Below are 17,197 nucleotides of genomic sequence, written 5' to 3' on the forward strand. Positions count from 1 at the left end.
ACTAATTCTTATTGATGTCAAGCATATATGATAAAACCTGTTCAATTAGCTCTGCCTGAAATTTCTGTCCTTGCAAGGAGTCCTTCTCGATTTCGGAAGCAATATCTTCAAATTTTTTTCCACCAAGCTCAGGATAACAAATCTTAAATTCTTCTTTTGAAAACTCCCTAAGTTTCCTTAATAGAACTTGTTGTGTTGAATTTTCTTTTTTCTTTAATAATTTATTCACTTCTTCTGTATAGGTTGTTCTATCGGTGAATTCTGATATATTATGTAGCATCAATCGTTTTACACTACGAATTAACTCATCTGATGGTTTTAAATCTTCACCATTGAATACAGTAGATTTTATAACTTCTTCTCTATTGCCAGAATAAAGGACTATAGGTGTTTTAATCCTATCTTCACGAATAATTTCAATAACATCAAGCCCATTAATATTTTTGTCACTTAGATTAAAATCGGTAACAATAATATCAATGGGCTTCCCATCTATTTCAGATTTAATATAGTTAGTGAGTTTTTCTTTGTCAATATCTTGATTTTCATCTAGGACTTCTTGACAAACAGTATGGATAAATATAAGATCTACATGATATCCATCTCTTTTTAGGACATCTTGTATTCCAGTTTTAAAGACACCTCTTTGATCTTCGTCATCAATAATTAGACATGTTTTCTTATTCATAGCTAAAATGTTATTCGGAATGTAGCTCCTTTCAGTTTATGATTATTCCCAACAAAAATTATATCTCCATATAAGTTTTTATTTAGTCTTTCCTTTATTGCGCTTAGTCCAATACCTGATCCTCCTCTACGATTCGTTACTCCTAGTTCAAACAATGCATCATTTTTTATGAAATTATCTGGAACGCCATCTCCATTATCACTAAAATCTATATTTAGATGAGATCCTCGTTTCGAAAATTCTATAAGCATTTCTGTCGCCCCTGCTTTTTTTGAATTACTAATAATATTGTCTAAAATAACAGAAAGATCCAAAGATGAAACCTTTCTTATAAAAGGTTCACTAAAATCTTTTATGAATTTTATGTTTGATATTGAAACTGAATAATTTGATATGTATTCCTCAATGTAAGAGGGGATATCTATCTTAACATGTTCTTTTAAGAATGAAATATCTGCTTTGGTGAGCAAACTACTCAACTTGTTAACTCGATCAATATGAAAATTGATATGAGCTAAATCTTCTAAAATAGCCTTGTTGTCTTTAACTTGATCTCTTATGTTTTTGACTGAGCTTTTCAATTCATTAGAAGAAATTTTAATAGTATGAATAATATCTTCTACTTCCTTTGTTAGATGTCTAGTTGCTGATAAATATGTGTTTTTATCTTTTTCTATTTCTAATTTATTTTCTGCTTCTGCTTTTTGTGCTTCTGCATATTTTCTTTTTCTCTCCTCTTCTTCTCTTTTTAATTCCTCTTCTTTCCTTCTTAGTTTTTCTTCTCTAGCCTTTTGTTCTGCCTCTTTTTGTTTTAATTCAGCTTCTTTCTTGGCAATTTCTTCTTTTTTCCTATTTTCTTCTGCTATATCTCTAGCTTTTTTTGCCTCTTCTGCTTCTTGTTGAGCTTTTTCTCTCTTTGCAATCTCTTCTTGTAATCGTCTTTCTGCTTCTTCCGCTTCTCGTTGAGCTTTTTCTCTCTTTGCGATCTCTTCTTGTAAAGCAATAGCTATCTTTTCAACCTCCTCTTTAAGTGATTCGTTACCTGTCTTTATAGCTATCTCTTCGATATCTTTTAAAACGTCAATTTTTACAGTATTAAGTTCCTCAACAATTAGTTTTGTCAAATCTTCATTATATCCTAAAACTTCAACATTTCTATCTTTTACAAGACCTTTAACTATCTGTATAAAGTCAAGTTTACTCCCTAGATTAGATTGAACTGTTGTTATATCGTCGGAGTCTTTATCTTTTGATAAAAGGCTTCTATATTCAGTCGCTATTTTATCATCTATAAAAAAATCTCTTTTCATGAATCCCTCTCCCCATAAGACTCCAACAACATAACGTTCCAAACGTCTATGTGCATTATCAAAAGCTTCGTGTAAAAGGATGGCTCCACGAGTCTGAACCAAGCCTCCATCACGACTAGAGGTTTCTTTAAATTCTTCGTTAAGATTTGTTTGTATTTCGACTTTACCGATTAGGTCTCGAGAGCCTAAATATCTGTTATAGCCCTGTTGTTTTCTCGCATCAATTCCCCAGCTATCATCTCCAGGTTCTCCATAAGGATATATTCTGAACCCATTTTTATATAAGAATACCGATCCATATTCGACGGATTGTATCCCCATCCTTAGGGTAAAGGTATGTCTTGCCGATCTATTTAAAAATAATAGACTTATAGAAGTCCCAGTGAGAAGATTTTCGAAATTAGGTTCTCTTATTTTATAAATACTTATTCCTCTATCAATTATTTCAGTTATAATATCAGTAGAAGAAATTTCTACATCTATGCGGGTCGTTTTTTGATTTAGAGCATCAAGAATAGTATTCTTAAGAATTCCATTGATCTTTTCGCTATCTGTTCTAACTTTATCCTCTTCTATTTCTTTTTCGCAGATAATTTCTATTGAGAAACTGCTTTTACCAGAAAAAGGATTTATTAGCTTCTCTAGTGAGCGTCTTAAATTACGCAATTTTAAACTTGGCCAAGTATCATTAAGTCTACTAATCTTTAATATAGTGCCATGTGTTGATTTTTCAGGGAAAAGCTCTGTCGAATATCCAAGATTTGTATGATCAACACTTATTTCAACAAATTCTTTTTCTTGATCCTTTTCAAATTTTGTCCAATCAACAAAAATCTGCTCACAGTTACCACTGTTTTTTGTTTTTGTTGTAAGTGTTAATTCTTTTCCTAATCGATCACTTGAAAATCTTCCAATACCTTTTGCCCCTGCATAATATCTTCTTTCTCGTATCTTGTCTCGAAAGTCCTCTTCTTTAGGAACATCCTCTTTGCCGTCTTTCTTTGCTGAATAAGCAAGGAATAACCATTTATTTTTAATGTCGTCAAGAGTCATTCCTTTACCATTATCTGCAATAGATATAGAATCTTCATCAAAAGTTATAATGACATGAGTAGCCCTTGCATCAAATGAATTCTTAACTAATTCAAATATTGCGATGTAATCATTGACTATTAGGTCTTTCCCAACTATATTTTTCAAAGCGGAACTAACTCTAAATTCTAATTTGTTTGACATGGCTAAATTATTTTACTAAGAATTACTCCTGCTTGCTCAGCGAATAAAGGGGGAATGGCATTACCTATTTGAGTGTATCTGGGGACTTCTAGAACTCTACGCTTCCCTCCTGTTGTATATTTCCCTTTAAAAACGAAACTGTCTGGGAACGATTGTATTCTTGCATATTCTCTAACTGTTAGTATACGTGGCTCTAAATAATGTATATAATCGTCAGGCAAAGTCGTAATAGTAGGGCTTTTATCATCCTTATCTAAAGGGATAATAGTATGTTTTTTTATATTATATTGTATTCGAAGGTGTTTGTCTAAATCTTTATTCCTGCGAGTTTTAGAATCTGACAAAATGCTTTGAAATCTTTTCTCTATATCTAATCTGTGGTTTGCAAAACGGTGGCTGTCTGGAATATCTAAAGTAGAGTTCCCTCTCATTATCTTTTGATATTTACTTTGAGGCTTCCCATAAACTCCAGCTCTGGAACTTTTTGTATCAGGAGATTGAATTGTTCCATTTGATTTAAGTAAGTCTGAAATGGCATCACCTAGATTTGTATCAATTGATAATCCTTTAGAGGTAAGAAAATTTAATCTATTATTCATTAATTGTAAGAAAAAACTTTTAGCTAGGCTCTTATTCTCTCCTGCAATATCTTTTCTTATTCCTACTAATATAAAGCGGGTTCTTCTTTGAGGCACTCCATAGTCTGCAAAATTAACAAGTTCTCCATACACTTGATAGTCTAATTGATTTAGTCTGCTTTTTACATAACTAGAGTATGCTATACCTTTATCTTTATTTTTCTTAAACTCCAGAGTAAAACCTTTAACATTTTCGAAGAATATAATTTTAGGTTTTACTAAACTAATAAAACGAATATATGATTTTACTAAGTTGTTTCGTATATCATGCTCATTTCGACGTCCAGCCATAGAGAAACCTTGGCATGGAGGTCCCCCCGCAATCATATCAATATGTCCTCTTAGATCAATTAGTTCTTTCTTATACTTCTTTAGAACATCATTGATATCATGAGACTCTTTAGGAAGCCAATTTGGCCAATCAAAATGATTTAAACTATTAATAAGATTATACTCCAAAGTATTGAAAGCATCAACACTTTTTTCAATAGCGAATACACCTTTCCATCCAGCATTGTGTAGTCCTAATGATAAGCCTCCACATCCAGCAAATAAATCGATGTATTTTTTAGGTTCCAAATCTCCCATTATACAAAAAATAATTGAAAACTACTACAAAAATAATTAAATATGTACCAAAAGCAACAATTAAGAAATGTTTATCTATAATAATGAAGAGTTGAACTCTTCATTATTATAGATAAAATGGAAATATTTTATTAGATCTACAGGGAGTAGTAATTAAGTATAGATAATAATGCTCCTGCAATACTTGTAGCAAATGGCTATCTATAGAAATTTAACAGCCCCAATCTACAATATTATAGATTACGGAATTATATACTAACTATATATGCTATAAATCAAGATATAGCGTTTGAGACAAAGATGGTATTAAATCGTTCTGTAAAGCTATAATTTAAATCATTGACAAATAAAATAGGACTATCTTTTTAATCCTTTATAACTTTCTTTATCCTTCTCTTTTTTCTTATTCATGGTTGATTGATTCTGTGTCTGACTTACTGAATTCATGTCATCATGTGGTAATGAATAAGTGAACGCATTCATACGTCCTTGCATCTTAATCTGCTCTTTTATACTTCCATTCTTCATAATGTTATAATATTCGAAGCTTTCATCTAGCTGTCGATCATAATTGAATAGCCTATCAAAACCTTGCTCTGCCTGTTGAAAAAGATTCGTTCTATCAAAACCTCCTTTGATAGCTCCTTTCTTGGTGTTTCTGTGATTGGTTAGTGGCGAGAGCTTGATTTTATTAGCTTGGTCTTTACGGCTAACAATAATATGGCAATGCATATTATTTTCTGTATTGTCCGATCTGTCCCTATCAAAATGAATTTTTCCATAAAACTTAATATCCTTAGCCGATAACCCTTTATTGAAGTTCTTGGCATATTCAGGAATAAAGACTTCCCGAACATATCTTCTCATCGCTTCGGCTTGTTCCTGCTCATTACTCCCCATTGCTTGCAATTCTTTCGCCGATGGGCTAATATGAATAGCGTAAAACTTAGCATCTGTTTTTAGTAATTGAGCTTTATTGCTATCTATATCCCTTACTACTTGCGATTTATATAAATTCTCTTCTGTCAGGTTGAAAAAACCTTCTGTATAAATACCTTTCTCCATCCGTTCCAAGTCCTCGTGTTCCAAATAGGTTGCTAGTCGTTTGCTACTCCCTGCATTATTATATACACCATTCGATGGTGGTGGAAAATCTATATTCATATTATTGGCTGTTTATCAGATTGATAATTTCTGCTTTTAGATTCTCTTTTCTTTTGCCATCCATTAATCCTGCTGTTGCTAGTTCTGAATACAGACTGATAAGCTTTAGAAGTTTCTTGTTATCCTTTTGGTGTAATTGGGATAGATTATTGATAACCTTAGAATGGCTATTTATCACATCTGCTTGTTTGCCAAACTGCTCGTCTAACTTTCTTAATACCTGAACAAGTACATTCTTTGAATTGCTTATTTCTGAATCCAGTTTTTCTGATAATGTTTTTACAATATTATCAAACCTACTAGCAATGGAGTTACTTACTCGTATCATCGGATTAAGTTGTTCTTCTTCATAGTGTCTGATAAAACGGATTAGATCGTCTTGCCGTTTGTTAATCTTCCGAAGCTCTGCTTTGGTTGATTCAGGTGCTTCACTCGGATTGATATTTGCCTTATCCAAATACTGAAAAGCTAATTTTATTGCTTCACTCTTTTTCAGTGAATAGCGTTTGCATATTTTATCTACTAAACGACGACTTTCCTTATCTATGGAGATAGTGGTAAACACTATATTTCTATTCTGATTTTGCATAGTAATTACTATTTAATGGAAAATGATACATTTAAACGATTGATTATAAGGGTTTAAAAGATTACACTAATTGTAAGTGTAATTACAGTGCTTTTTGATAAAGCACTAAAGCCGAAGGCTTTGCCCCGCAGGGCAAGAGGAGAACAGGACGAGAGTCCAGTTCCCTCTTGCTCAATTTAACCAAACAATCCGAAGCGGTAGAGCGAGGGTGTTTGAGTTAAATACGGAGTCTTTTGGGAGGGCGATGGACTAAACACAGCTCTCACCCTTTTGCTTCATTCTGCTTAGATGAGAAAAGCAGAATCATTTCAGGATCTTGCCCTCTTCTAAGCCTTTGTTGAACATCATAATCTCTTTTTTAGAGGCATAGGATTGGATAAAATCTTTCACATCAGCCATACGATAAAAGGTCTTTCGCCTTACAAGAAAATAGCGAAGTTTACCACTATCCCGATAACGTTGGAGTGTTCGATAGCTAACCTTTAGCAGAAATGCTAAATCTTGATTGTCGAGTAGTTTGTCTTCATTTGCAAAAGCATCGCCGGTATTGATGACGAGTTTAAGATCTCTGCCTATATCTGTGAGTTTCTTGGATAGCTTTTCCATCCATGCTAAAAAGTCCTCGTTGTCTAAATACATAATTCTTTGTTTTTGAAATTAATATTTTGATTAATTCCAATCGATTGGTAAAGCAAAGCTCGGACAATGGATGACAGAAACATAGAGATCTCTCTAAGTACCTCCCTATGTTCTGCTTATATACTATTCATTATAAGCAACATATAAAATTATTATTTTTCATTTAGTTTATTCTTGCTCTCTTTGATAAGCAGATTCTTTAGATTATCCAATAGCTTGGTTAGGTTACATGTTTTTCTTTCGAGTAGAGCTATTCTCTTTTTGTAGATACATCCAAAACTAAAGTTGAACATTTGCTCAAAAGCTTGCCCTATGTCTCTAAGCGAAGCTCTTTCTCCTTTTGATGTGTAAATTTCTCCAAGAAGAAAAAGGCAAACCACTAACTCTACAAAACCAATAATCCCCAAGCCTTTCGACTTAGGGATTATGTATAAATTGGATTTAAAGGTTTGTTCTTTATAAAATCGGTCAGGAAAAGCGAATGTTTTTTCTAGAAGAGAAAGTTCGGTACCAATAAAAGCTATTGCCTTTTGACAATACTGACCTTTAAGCGCATTTTTCCCCCTGCTCGTATCTGAAATGCTTTGACAATGATACCAACTCGATACGAGTCAGATTCAGTTTCCGATAAATGATTGTATATTCATTATCGGGCTGATTAATATTTATCACTTTTTCTATAAACTTTTCATAAGCATTTTGGATTTGAAAATAGGCTATCTGCTTTTGGCTAGATAGAAGAGTAAAGAACTCTGTTTCATTTAGATCATTCATAGGCATAAAGTTTGAAATCAAAAAATAGTTTCAATTATTAGAATACTTGTATCTTAATTATAACTTTTTGCCAATAAGAGAATAAGTAATGGGTATCTTGTTTTCTTGCCCTGCTATTTGGAATCTATCTTTTTCAATTTCTATCATGGATGAAAATAAATTAAATGGGGAATAAAAATACTCATCCATCCCTTCAATATGAATACCATTTTTTGTGAGATTATTAATAGGTTCTGATAATCCATAGTTCCATGTTACAACTTTGTCTACAGCTTCACCTGCATCACCCACATAAGTTGATTCTTCAGTTATATATGGTTCTTTTCGAGAATAGCTATATAATATGTTTTGAAAAGTCTCGTCAAACATCCATAATATAGGGTGAAATTCGACCATTATAAATCTACCTGAGGGTTTTAATAATGCAGATATAACTTTCCCCCACCTATTGAGATCTGGCAACCAATTGATAACCCCGTACGATGTGTAAATTATGTCAAATTGCTCATTAATCATATCAGGTAGCGAATAGATATCGCAACAGATATAACTTACTTCTATTTGTAATTGATTGCTTAGTTCTTTAGCTTTTGCGATGGCTTTTTCAGAAAAGTCAACTCCTGTAACATTAGCTCCTAATTTAGCTAAAGAAATTGTATCCATTCCAAAGTGACATTGCAGATGCAAAATACTTTTCCCCTTAATGTCTCCTAATAATTTAATATCTAGCGAGGGAAGGCTCAGTTCTCCATTTATAAGTCTTATTAATTCGTAAAACTCTGATTCAATATGTATATCAACTCTATTGTTCCACGCTGCTTTATTTATATCTAAATAGTTTTCCATTGCTGTATAATTTATTTAATACAAAGCTATGGACTTGTAAAAGCACAAAAAATAACATATGTTACAAAATTCACAAAGAGCCTCTGATTCGGCTTAAGGATTGTGGAGTGATATTTAAAAACGAAGCAATGTGTTTTATTGCTGCCTTTTGAAAAATTTCAGGGTATTCTTTTAATAGAAGCTCATACTTTTCTTTCCCTTCGAGACCATTATAGTGTGAAAAATGATATACATTGATTTCTAAATAATATTCGGCAATCTTTCTTCCCCAATTTGCTAATTCAATATTCTCTTCAAATAAGGCTTCAAGTTGGTATCGAGAAGTAATCAATAATATACTATCCTCCAATAGTTCAACATTTATAGTAGATTGAGTACCATGATATGCTCCTGTTGGGCTACCGCTTGATGCAAACCATACTGTTGTTTCTTTACCATCTTGATTTATATAAGCTCTTGAAAAACCTTTTTTCAAAAATATGATATCATTATTTGACTCACCTTCTCGAACGATTATAGTTCCTTTTTTCTGCTTTATCTCAGTGAAAATACTCAATAATAATTCCATTGCCTGATCGGAAATGTTGTAAATATTGCGAATCTGATAAATGAATTTTTCCATGAGTTTTTATATAGATAAGACAAAGATACATTTATGAATGTTATTTTTCTTTCTGTCTGATAAACAATCTTCCTAAAAAGGGAATAACAGAAGCAAGGTTTTGTCAAATAATACGCTAGTCGCAGACTTGGAAGATTATTTGTACAAACTCGTAGGGCCTGACCTTGATTTAGTTATTCTCTTGCTTATATATTCGTGTTCAGATGAAAGAAAGAAAACTATTTCGCTTGCTTATAATATGCCTGAAAAGCATCAAATTCCTCCCTGACTTTATTTACCTCTACATAAATTTTCTCATTCAATATCTTGGCATAAACTTGAGTTGTGGTAATATTTGTATGACCGAGCATTTTAGACACGCTCTCTATTGATACTCCTTTGGTCAGCATTATTGTAGCATACGTATGGCGTCCACAATGAGTGGTTAGCTTTTTCTTTATGCCACAGAGAGTTGCGATCTCCTTCAAATATTCATTCATCTTTTGATTGGTGTGCATAGGCAACAGCTTATCACTTCCTAACTTCCTGTATTTTCTGATAATACTTAAAGGGATTTCTAACAATGGGATATTCGCTTCCACATCAGATTTTTGCCTGCTTAAACGTAGCCATTTCTGTCCAAAACCATCTTCAAACATATTATCGGTAGTTAAATTGGAAACATCTATGTAGGCAATACCTGTGAAACACTGAAATGCAAATATATCTCTGACCTCCTCTAATCTTTGACAATCAAACTTTTTTGACAGAAGTTTTTTTATTTCAGGCTCTATCAAAAATTGCTTGTTCACTGGCTTGTATGACAATGGGAGATCGTCAAAAGGGTCATAAGAAATATATCTGTTCTTAAGAGCATTGGTTATTATCTGTTTCAGATAGCGTAAATGTTTAATTGTTGAGTTGTGACCACAATCGCAAACCGATTTCAAGTAAACCTCATAGTCAGCTATGAATTGAAAATCTACTTCTCTTATCTGTAAATCTGCTTTTTTGTATTTATGTAACATAAAATCTGCTACACGTTTTCGGGTGGCTAGATATTTGGATAGTGTTGTATCTCGGATAGTTTTACCAACTAAGTTTCTTTTCTGTTCTACCTTAATGTCATATAGTGCAAGAACTGTTTTTTCTCGAATTTCTTTTCCCAAGTAGGTGTCCCGAAGTTTTTGAGGAGTAACATAACCATCCTTTTCGAGGATAGCCTTATAATGCTTGTCTAAGGCTATCGTTATTTTATCTAAAGCATCATTGATTATCACAGCTTCTTTTGTTCTTCCGATTACTCTGCCTGTTGAACCCCACATTTGGGGCTTAACAAACTGCAAAGAACTAAACTCTGATTTCTTGCCACTAATAGATATTCTAACCATTATGTTGGCTTGTTCATCTTTGTTTAAATCATTCTTTCGTATCAAAAAAAGGATTCGATAAGTACTCTTCATAACTCTTGTTTTTAGGCGATTTGACAAAATTATTCACTATCGCTTAAAGATTGAGTCTCCCTGTGTATGACAAGTAATGCCTTTGTAAGTCATTTAATCATAGCGATTAACGAGCTTTCGAGTGAGTGAAAAATCAAGTAAGAGTTTCACTCACTTTTTACTCACTCCACTATTGTCTTTCTTTGACTTTTATTGGCTTTGGTGAAAAAGAAAAAAGTCTGCTAATCTACTGACTAACAGACTTTATGTCTTTGTTTGGCATTTTGTGGCTTTTGACCTTTTTGCCGTTTGGTGGGCGTTGACGGATTCGAACCGCCGACCCTCTGCTTGTAAGGCAGATGCTCTGAACCAGCTGAGCTAAACGCCCTCATTTTTTGTTTCTCTTTTCGAGTAGCATTTTCTCTCAAATGCGATGCAAAGATATGGCAATTTTTGAATTGTGCAAAACAAATTGAGATTTTTTTTGAAAATATTTTCATTTTTATTTCCTTGCATATATTAACATCTTAAGTTATATCTATTTAGATAAACGATTGCAAAGAATTAACTATTTTCGTATTTTTACACGCAAAATATCATACATTACATGAAAGTAAGAATCATCAATAAATCGAGACACGCGCTACCGCAGTATGCAACTCCTTATTCGGCTGGCTTAGATTTGCGAGCTAATTTGGAAGAACCAGTTGTTCTGAAACCTTTAGAACGTACTTTGGTGCCAACAGGCCTTTATATTGAGTTGCCCCAAGGATATGAAGCGCAAATAAGACCAAGAAGCGGATTGGCAGCAAAACATGGATTGACGGTTCTGAATACCCCGGGGACAATAGATGCCGATTATAGAGGCGAAATTAAGGTTATTCTCGTTAATTTATCGAATGAAGAATTCGAAATAAAAGACGGAGAGCGTGTGTGTCAGATGGTAATTGCCGCTCATGCACAAGTTCAATGGGAAGAAACCGATTCGCTGGAAGAAACTGAGCGAGGAGCAGGAGGATTCGGTCATACCGGGAAAAAATAACAAGAAATATATGCTAAAAGCAACAAAAAAATATATACTTACAGTCTTTCTGCTGGGAGTTGCTTGTGCTACTGTTTATGCACAGAATAAATTGTCTCAGGAAGATCAACGTAAGTTCGATTATTATTTCTATCAATCACTTTCAGATAAAGGACTTGGTAAGTTTGACTCAGCCTACGATTTGCTGATCCATTGTTATGAGATGGATTCTACCAATGCGAATGTGAATTTCGAATTAGGTAACTACTATAATATGCTGGATAAAAAAGATCAGGCATTAAGTTATTTTGGTAAAGCATCTCAACTGGATCCAGATAATTACTATTATTCTGTTTCTTATGCATCTTTATGCTTGTCTCAATTGAAATATGCAGAGGCGATCGACCTATATGAAAAACTAATAAAAACTACTCCCGATAATCCCGAATTATATATCTATTTATCGGAGGCTTATCGTTTGAATGAGGATTTGCCGATGGCAGTTAAAACGCTCGACCGTTTGGAGACTGTAATTGGATTGAATGAAAAAATAAGTCTTCAGAAATATCAGCTTTACAAAACGCAGGATCAGGAAAAAAAAGCTTATGCCGAGATCTTAAAGTATATCGAAAAATATCCGAACGAGATGAAATATCGCATCTTGTTGGGCAATTTGTATATGGAGTCGGATAAGTTTAAGGAAGCTTATAAAATATTTACGCAGGCAAAAGAAATAGATCCCGAAGATCCGTATTTGATATCTTCAATGGCTGATTATTATGAAAAGACGAATAATAAAGAGGCTGCTGAAAATGAATTGCGTACGGCATTGGTTAACCCGAAGATGGATGTAGATACCAAGCTTGCTGTTCTGACCCAATATATTGGAACATTATATCAAACAAAAAAAGATACAGAAGCCGCAAATGCATTACTGGATACATTATTGATCCAACATCCGCAAGAATCGAAGCTGAACTTGATGTATGGAAATCTTTTAATGCTTCAGGAGAAAAAGGATGAAGCTCGCTTTCAGTTTCAGCTTTTTGCTGATGCAAATCCTAGTAATCCGACAGGTTGGGAACAAATGCTTTCTACGGCATTCCCTGATAGTGTAGATTTGGCAATCTCAATTTGTAAGAATGCTATCACTTATAATGAAGATGAACCCCAATTTTACTTTTATTTGGGCTTATCTCAGTTTTTGAAAGAAAACTATGATGATGCGCTGATCTCTCTGAAGGATGGTTTGAAATATGTTCCTGAACAAAATGTTGGATTGATGTCTAATTTCTATGGACAGATTGGAGATATATACTACCAAACAAAGCAGACCGATAGTGCTTTTGTGTATTACGATATGTCTCTCAAGTATAATCCTAATAATGTATTGGTGCTGAATAATTATAGCTATTACTTGTCGTTAGAGAAAAAAGACTTACACAAGGCTGAATCTATGAGTTCGAAAACGGTGAAGCTTGAACCAACAAATCCTACTTATCTGGATACATATGGTTGGGTGCTTTTCCAACAAAAAGCGTATACATTGGCTAAGATATACATAGGAAACGCAGTAAAGTATAGCGAAGAAAGTGGTGAAAAGGTTAGCTCTGAAGTTTATGAACACTATGGAGATGTTTTGTATCTTACTGATGAAAAAGAAGAGGCATTGAAATATTGGAAAAAAGCAAAAGAACGTTCAGTGGAGGAAGAAGCTGAAACGGAACCGGGAATAAGAAAGTCTTCGACACTGGATCGGAAAATTGAAACAAAAACTTATATAGAGCAATAAATATGAATTTCCTAAAAAATAAAACAACTATATCATTTCTTGTGTTGGCGATAGTAGTTTTAATGCCAGCTTGTAAATCGAAAAAACAAGCTGTAGATACTGATAGCTACACGAAAAATTGGGACGAGAAAAATGCAATCAATGATGTCCTGAATAATAGCTTCGATTTTAAATCTATATCAACAAAGGGAAACCTGGAGCTTAAAATAGGTGAGTCGGGAAAAAGAGTCGGTGCTAATTATAAAATTATCAAAGATAGTATCATGCAGGTTTCGGTGCGTGTGCCAATACTCGGAGAAGCTTTTCGTGTTGACTTTACGCCAGACAGAGTTGTTATTATTGATCGCTTGAAAGGATTGTATGCTAGTGAGCGTTTTGCCGATTCAAAAGCACTTAAGTCGGTTGATCTGAATTATTATAACTTGCAAGCATTGTTGACTAATAGTCTTTTTATTCCCGGCGAAAAAGAGGTAAAAAAGAAAGATTATTCGAAGTTTAAAATTAATGCGGGCAATGATATGTTGATGCTTCAGACGGCAGGTAAGCCTGATCTGATGTATAGCTTTGCTGTTGATGCTTCTGAAAAAATTATATCACTGCTGGTTACCAAGAAGAGTTTGGATAATACGTTGCAATTTACGTACAGCGATTTTATAAAACATGATAATTCACAGTTCTATCCAACCTTATTGGTGGGATCTATTAATATGGGTAAACGTGCCTTGACTTTGGCAATCAGCTATTCTGAATTTGATGTTGATAATAAAAATATAACTATTGATACTTCAATCCCGAAAAAGTATAAAGAAGTAACGTTTTCTGAATTATTGGAACAATATACGAAGCTTAAATTTTAATGAGGATTAGCCTAGTTATACTTGCATTTTTAATCGGTAGTCTCGCTTTTGGGCAGACGGCAAAGATTAAAGAACTCGAAGTTCAGAGGAAGCAGATGCTTCTTGAAATTTCGAACACAGATAAACTGTTACGTGAAACGAAGAAGACAGCATCGACTTTGCTTACAAGAATTAAATTGATTGCAGGGCAAATTGCTTCAAGAAAGCAAGTGATAACATTGCTCGAAGATGAGATTTCAAGCATTGATGTTCAGCAACGCTTACTTGAAAAAGAGATTAAAGAGCTTGATGCAGAATTGGTTCAGAAACGTGAGAGCTATGCGAAGACAGTGGATGCTGTATTGCGTAATAGGCAAAATCAGAATAAACTATTATTTATATTGTCCGGTAAATCGTTGGCCGAGTCTTATAGACGTTTACGTTATTTACGTGAATACTCAGAATATAGGAGTAATCAGGCAGACGAAATAAAAGCTAAACAGGAAGAACGAAAACAGAAACAAGAAGCTTTGACTCGCTCGAAAGCTGAAAAGGTTGTTCTGCTCAGTCAGCGTGAAGCTGAAAGATCTAATCTTCAGAAAGAAGAACAAAATTATCAGACGAATGTAAAAGAAGCTCAGGAAAAGCAGAAAGATCTTCAAAAAGTATTGGCTGAAAAGAAAAAGCAAGCAGAAAAGCTAAATCGTGAGATTGAAAGACTAATTGCTGAGGATATTGCCCGTAAAGAGGCCGAAGCTCGTAAAAGGGCCGAAGCACTTGCTAAAAAACAAGCACAGCAGCAAAAACAACAAGGTCAGCAAGCGGGACGTGATAAGCAACCCTTGCCGAAAGATGCTATAGCTGAGGCGGATGTTAAGCTTTCTGGAAGTTTTGCGGCGAATAGGGGGCAGTTGCCAATGCCTATAACAGGGCGCTATGTAATAACGACTCGTTTTGGGACACATCAACATCAGCAATGGAAACATGTTTCTACTTCGAGTAGTGGTATTGATCTTCAGTCGCAGGCCGGAGCTCAGGCCAGATGTGTGTTTGATGGAGAAGTGACTATGGTTGCCAATATGCCGGGTTATAACAATTGTGTAATTGTGAGACACGGTGGTTATTATACATTCTATGGAAATATCTCTACTTTATCTGTGAAAAAAGGGGATAAGGTAAAGACAAATCAATCGCTTGGGACTGTATATACTGATCCTGATACAAATCGGTCAGAATTGCATTTCCAGTTGTGGAAGGGTACAACTAAACAAAACCCTGAACCTTGGCTTCGAAAATAGCATATAACGAAAATCAGAGAGTAAAACTGATAGAGTTGCCTGTGATTAGGGATAATCGAGGGAGTTTGACTCCTATTGAGTTAGAGTATGATATTCCATTCGAGGTTAAGTCTGTTAGATGGACTAAGGGTAAAAGTCTGGAAAATGCTTTTAAATATCTAGAAGAAGAGGTTTCGAATAAAATTATCTTAATACTATCTGGCTTTGTTGAGATTACTTCGGATACGGATTCTTATTTGCTGGATAAACCGAATGTAGGTTTGGTTATTTCGAAAGGTACGAATGTTAAACTTGCACGTCAATCCCGTGATATAATTTGTTTGATACTATCGGATACAGAAGCTCCGAAAGGGGATGGGGGCATTCAGTCGAATGAACTCAAACCTAATAATTATTCGATCGATGAATGCTTGACTATAGATATGGATTATAAAGGAGTTGATGGTTTGTGCTCTGCTGCTAATACTCCTTTTGCGATAAAACGCATTTTTTATATTTATGATGTTCCGAATGGAGTTGAACGCGGAGGTCACATGCATAAATCTTGCCATGAGGTTCTTATTGCTTTGAATGGTGCTTTTAGTGTCGAATTGAATGATGGGGCTAATAATTCGATCGTTGATCTAAATGACGCGTCTAGCGGCTTGTTTCTCCCTGCAGGAATTTGGGCCAAACAAACCAGTTATATAGATGGAGCCTTGTGTCTCGTTTTTGCTTCTGAGGCCTATGATGCGGCTGGTTATATTGATGATTATGATGATTTTGTAACGTATCGCAAGAATGAAAATACTTCTATATAACAGTGAGTATAAAGATCAATGGGATGATCTGGTGCGAAATTCCAGAAATGGAACTTTTTTGCATCAACGCGATTTCATAGAGTATCATCGAGGCCGTTTCCGCGAATTGTCATTTATGATATATGATGATAAAGATCGCTTGCTAGCGGTGATGGCTGGACATATCGAGAATAAAAGCTATTATTCGCATCAGGGACTTACTTATGGAGGACTTGTGTTGAGTAATCATATTGGTGCTAAGTGTGTACTTGATATTTTTGAACATCTGATATTTACTTTTCGTCAACAAGGATTTACTCGTTTTGTGTATAAAGCAATTCCTCATATCTATCATCGTCAGCCATCAGAAGAAGATCTCTATGCTTTGTTCCGATTGAAGGCTTTTGTTTGTGAGCGAAATATATCTTCTACAATTGATCTACGCAATTGTAGAATAGAATACTCTACGCAACGTAAAAATAGTCTTGATAGAGCGCGGAGAAAAGAGATTACAGTTCAACGGTCGGAAGATTATGCAAGCTTTTGGGGAATTTTAGCAGATAATCTGTTTTCGAAGTACAAGAAGTCTCCGGTTCATACTTTGCCTGAGATCGAATTATTAGGCCGTTTGTTTCCAGATAATATAAATCTATATCTAGCTTGCGATAAGGAGGGGGAAATTATTGGAGGAACCGTTTTGTTTATAACAGATCAAGTCGTTCACGTACAATATATAGCGGCAACAGTAGACGGGAAGAAAAATGGAGCAATAGACCAACTGATAAACTTCATATTAAATAGTGATATTTTTTCCGATAAAAAATATTTTGATTATGGTGTTTCAACCGAATGTGGAGGGTATTATTTGAATGAAAATCTTATAAATCAGAAAGAAGGATTTGGAGCGCGGGCGACTTTGTATGATATATATGAGATTATTTTATAATTATTTTTGA

Annotated in this window: 16 protein-coding genes and 1 tRNA gene; 6 read left to right on the top strand and 11 right to left on the bottom strand. The window is 34.4% G+C overall.

Annotated features, from left to right (window positions below; translation table 11 throughout):
* Window position 1: 1 nt before the first annotated feature.
* From C1A06_RS10445 to C1A06_RS10500, 11 genes are all read right to left on the bottom strand, one after another.
* Complete coding sequence (locus tag C1A06_RS10445) at window positions 2-688, bottom strand: DNA-binding transcriptional response regulator (protein WP_101690209.1); 687 nt, start codon at window positions 686-688, stop codon at window positions 2-4.
* A gap of 2 nt (window positions 689-690) precedes the next feature.
* The gene (locus C1A06_RS10450) at window positions 691-3,234 is read right to left on the bottom strand and encodes an ATP-binding protein (RefSeq protein ID WP_101690210.1); all 2,544 of its coding nucleotides are present in this window, start codon (window positions 3,232-3,234) and stop codon (window positions 691-693) included.
* Between the two features lie 2 nt (window positions 3,235-3,236).
* Window positions 3,237-4,460, bottom strand: coding sequence for a DNA cytosine methyltransferase (locus C1A06_RS10455; RefSeq protein ID WP_101690211.1), 1,224 nt, complete (start codon window positions 4,458-4,460; stop codon window positions 3,237-3,239).
* A gap of 357 nt (window positions 4,461-4,817) precedes the next feature.
* A complete protein-coding gene (locus tag C1A06_RS10460) occupies window positions 4,818-5,624 on the bottom strand; it encodes a DUF5712 family protein (RefSeq protein ID WP_221405684.1) in 807 nt (268 codons plus the stop codon).
* 1 nt (window position 5,625) lies between these two features.
* On the bottom strand, window positions 5,626-6,213 hold the full coding sequence (locus tag C1A06_RS10465) for a BfmA/BtgA family mobilization protein (RefSeq protein WP_101690212.1): 588 nt from the start codon (window positions 6,211-6,213) through the stop codon (window positions 5,626-5,628).
* Window positions 6,214-6,516: 303 nt separating this feature from the next.
* Entirely contained in the window at window positions 6,517-6,852 is a 336-nt protein-coding gene (locus C1A06_RS10470; protein WP_101690213.1) for a helix-turn-helix domain-containing protein, read from the bottom strand.
* A 546-nt stretch (window positions 6,853-7,398) separates the two neighbouring features.
* Window positions 7,399-7,626, bottom strand: a complete 228-nt coding sequence (locus C1A06_RS10480) for a hypothetical protein (RefSeq protein ID WP_145996383.1) — start codon at window positions 7,624-7,626, stop codon at window positions 7,399-7,401.
* A gap of 57 nt (window positions 7,627-7,683) precedes the next feature.
* Window positions 7,684-8,472: a class I SAM-dependent methyltransferase gene (locus tag C1A06_RS10485; RefSeq protein WP_101690216.1), complete on the bottom strand. Its 789-nt coding sequence runs from the start codon at window positions 8,470-8,472 to the stop codon at window positions 7,684-7,686.
* Between the two features lie 70 nt (window positions 8,473-8,542).
* The gene (locus C1A06_RS10490; protein WP_101690217.1) at window positions 8,543-9,094 is read right to left on the bottom strand and encodes a Crp/Fnr family transcriptional regulator; all 552 of its coding nucleotides are present in this window, start codon (window positions 9,092-9,094) and stop codon (window positions 8,543-8,545) included.
* Between the two features lie 218 nt (window positions 9,095-9,312).
* Window positions 9,313-10,536 carry a site-specific integrase gene (locus C1A06_RS10495; RefSeq protein WP_101690218.1) on the bottom strand — a complete coding sequence of 408 codons (1,224 nt, stop codon included), beginning with the start codon at window positions 10,534-10,536 and terminating at the stop codon, window positions 9,313-9,315.
* Between the two features lie 289 nt (window positions 10,537-10,825).
* A tRNA-Val gene (locus tag C1A06_RS10500) sits at window positions 10,826-10,903 on the bottom strand.
* Between the two features lie 219 nt (window positions 10,904-11,122).
* Between C1A06_RS10500 and dut the strand changes: the two genes are divergently transcribed.
* The 6 genes from dut to C1A06_RS10530 are packed head-to-tail and all read left to right on the top strand — an operon-like array spanning window position 11,123 to window position 17,187.
* A complete protein-coding gene (gene dut / locus C1A06_RS10505; protein WP_101690219.1) occupies window positions 11,123-11,557 on the top strand; it encodes a dUTP diphosphatase in 435 nt (144 codons plus the stop codon).
* 10 nt (window positions 11,558-11,567) lie between these two features.
* The gene (locus tag C1A06_RS10510; RefSeq protein WP_101690220.1) at window positions 11,568-13,328 is read left to right on the top strand and encodes a tetratricopeptide repeat protein; all 1,761 of its coding nucleotides are present in this window, start codon (window positions 11,568-11,570) and stop codon (window positions 13,326-13,328) included.
* A 2-nt stretch (window positions 13,329-13,330) separates the two neighbouring features.
* A complete protein-coding gene (gene lolB1, locus C1A06_RS10515; RefSeq protein WP_101690221.1) occupies window positions 13,331-14,185 on the top strand; it encodes a lipoprotein insertase outer membrane protein LolB1 in 855 nt (284 codons plus the stop codon).
* The gene (locus C1A06_RS10520) at window positions 14,185-15,462 is read left to right on the top strand and encodes a murein hydrolase activator EnvC family protein (RefSeq protein WP_101690222.1); all 1,278 of its coding nucleotides are present in this window, start codon (window positions 14,185-14,187) and stop codon (window positions 15,460-15,462) included. Before lolB1 ends, C1A06_RS10520 begins: the two co-directional genes overlap by 1 nt.
* Window positions 15,447-16,262: a sugar 3,4-ketoisomerase gene (locus C1A06_RS10525; protein WP_101690223.1), complete on the top strand. Its 816-nt coding sequence runs from the start codon at window positions 15,447-15,449 to the stop codon at window positions 16,260-16,262. Before C1A06_RS10520 ends, C1A06_RS10525 begins: the two co-directional genes overlap by 16 nt.
* Window positions 16,243-17,187: a GNAT family N-acetyltransferase gene (locus C1A06_RS10530; RefSeq protein WP_101690224.1), complete on the top strand. Its 945-nt coding sequence runs from the start codon at window positions 16,243-16,245 to the stop codon at window positions 17,185-17,187. The genes C1A06_RS10525 and C1A06_RS10530 overlap by 20 nt, the downstream gene beginning before the upstream one ends.
* The last annotated feature ends 10 nt before the right edge of the window (window positions 17,188-17,197 follow it).

This window comes from Dysgonomonas massiliensis, from assembly GCF_900240225.1.
Lineage (GTDB): Bacteria > Bacteroidota > Bacteroidia > Bacteroidales > Dysgonomonadaceae > Dysgonomonas > Dysgonomonas massiliensis.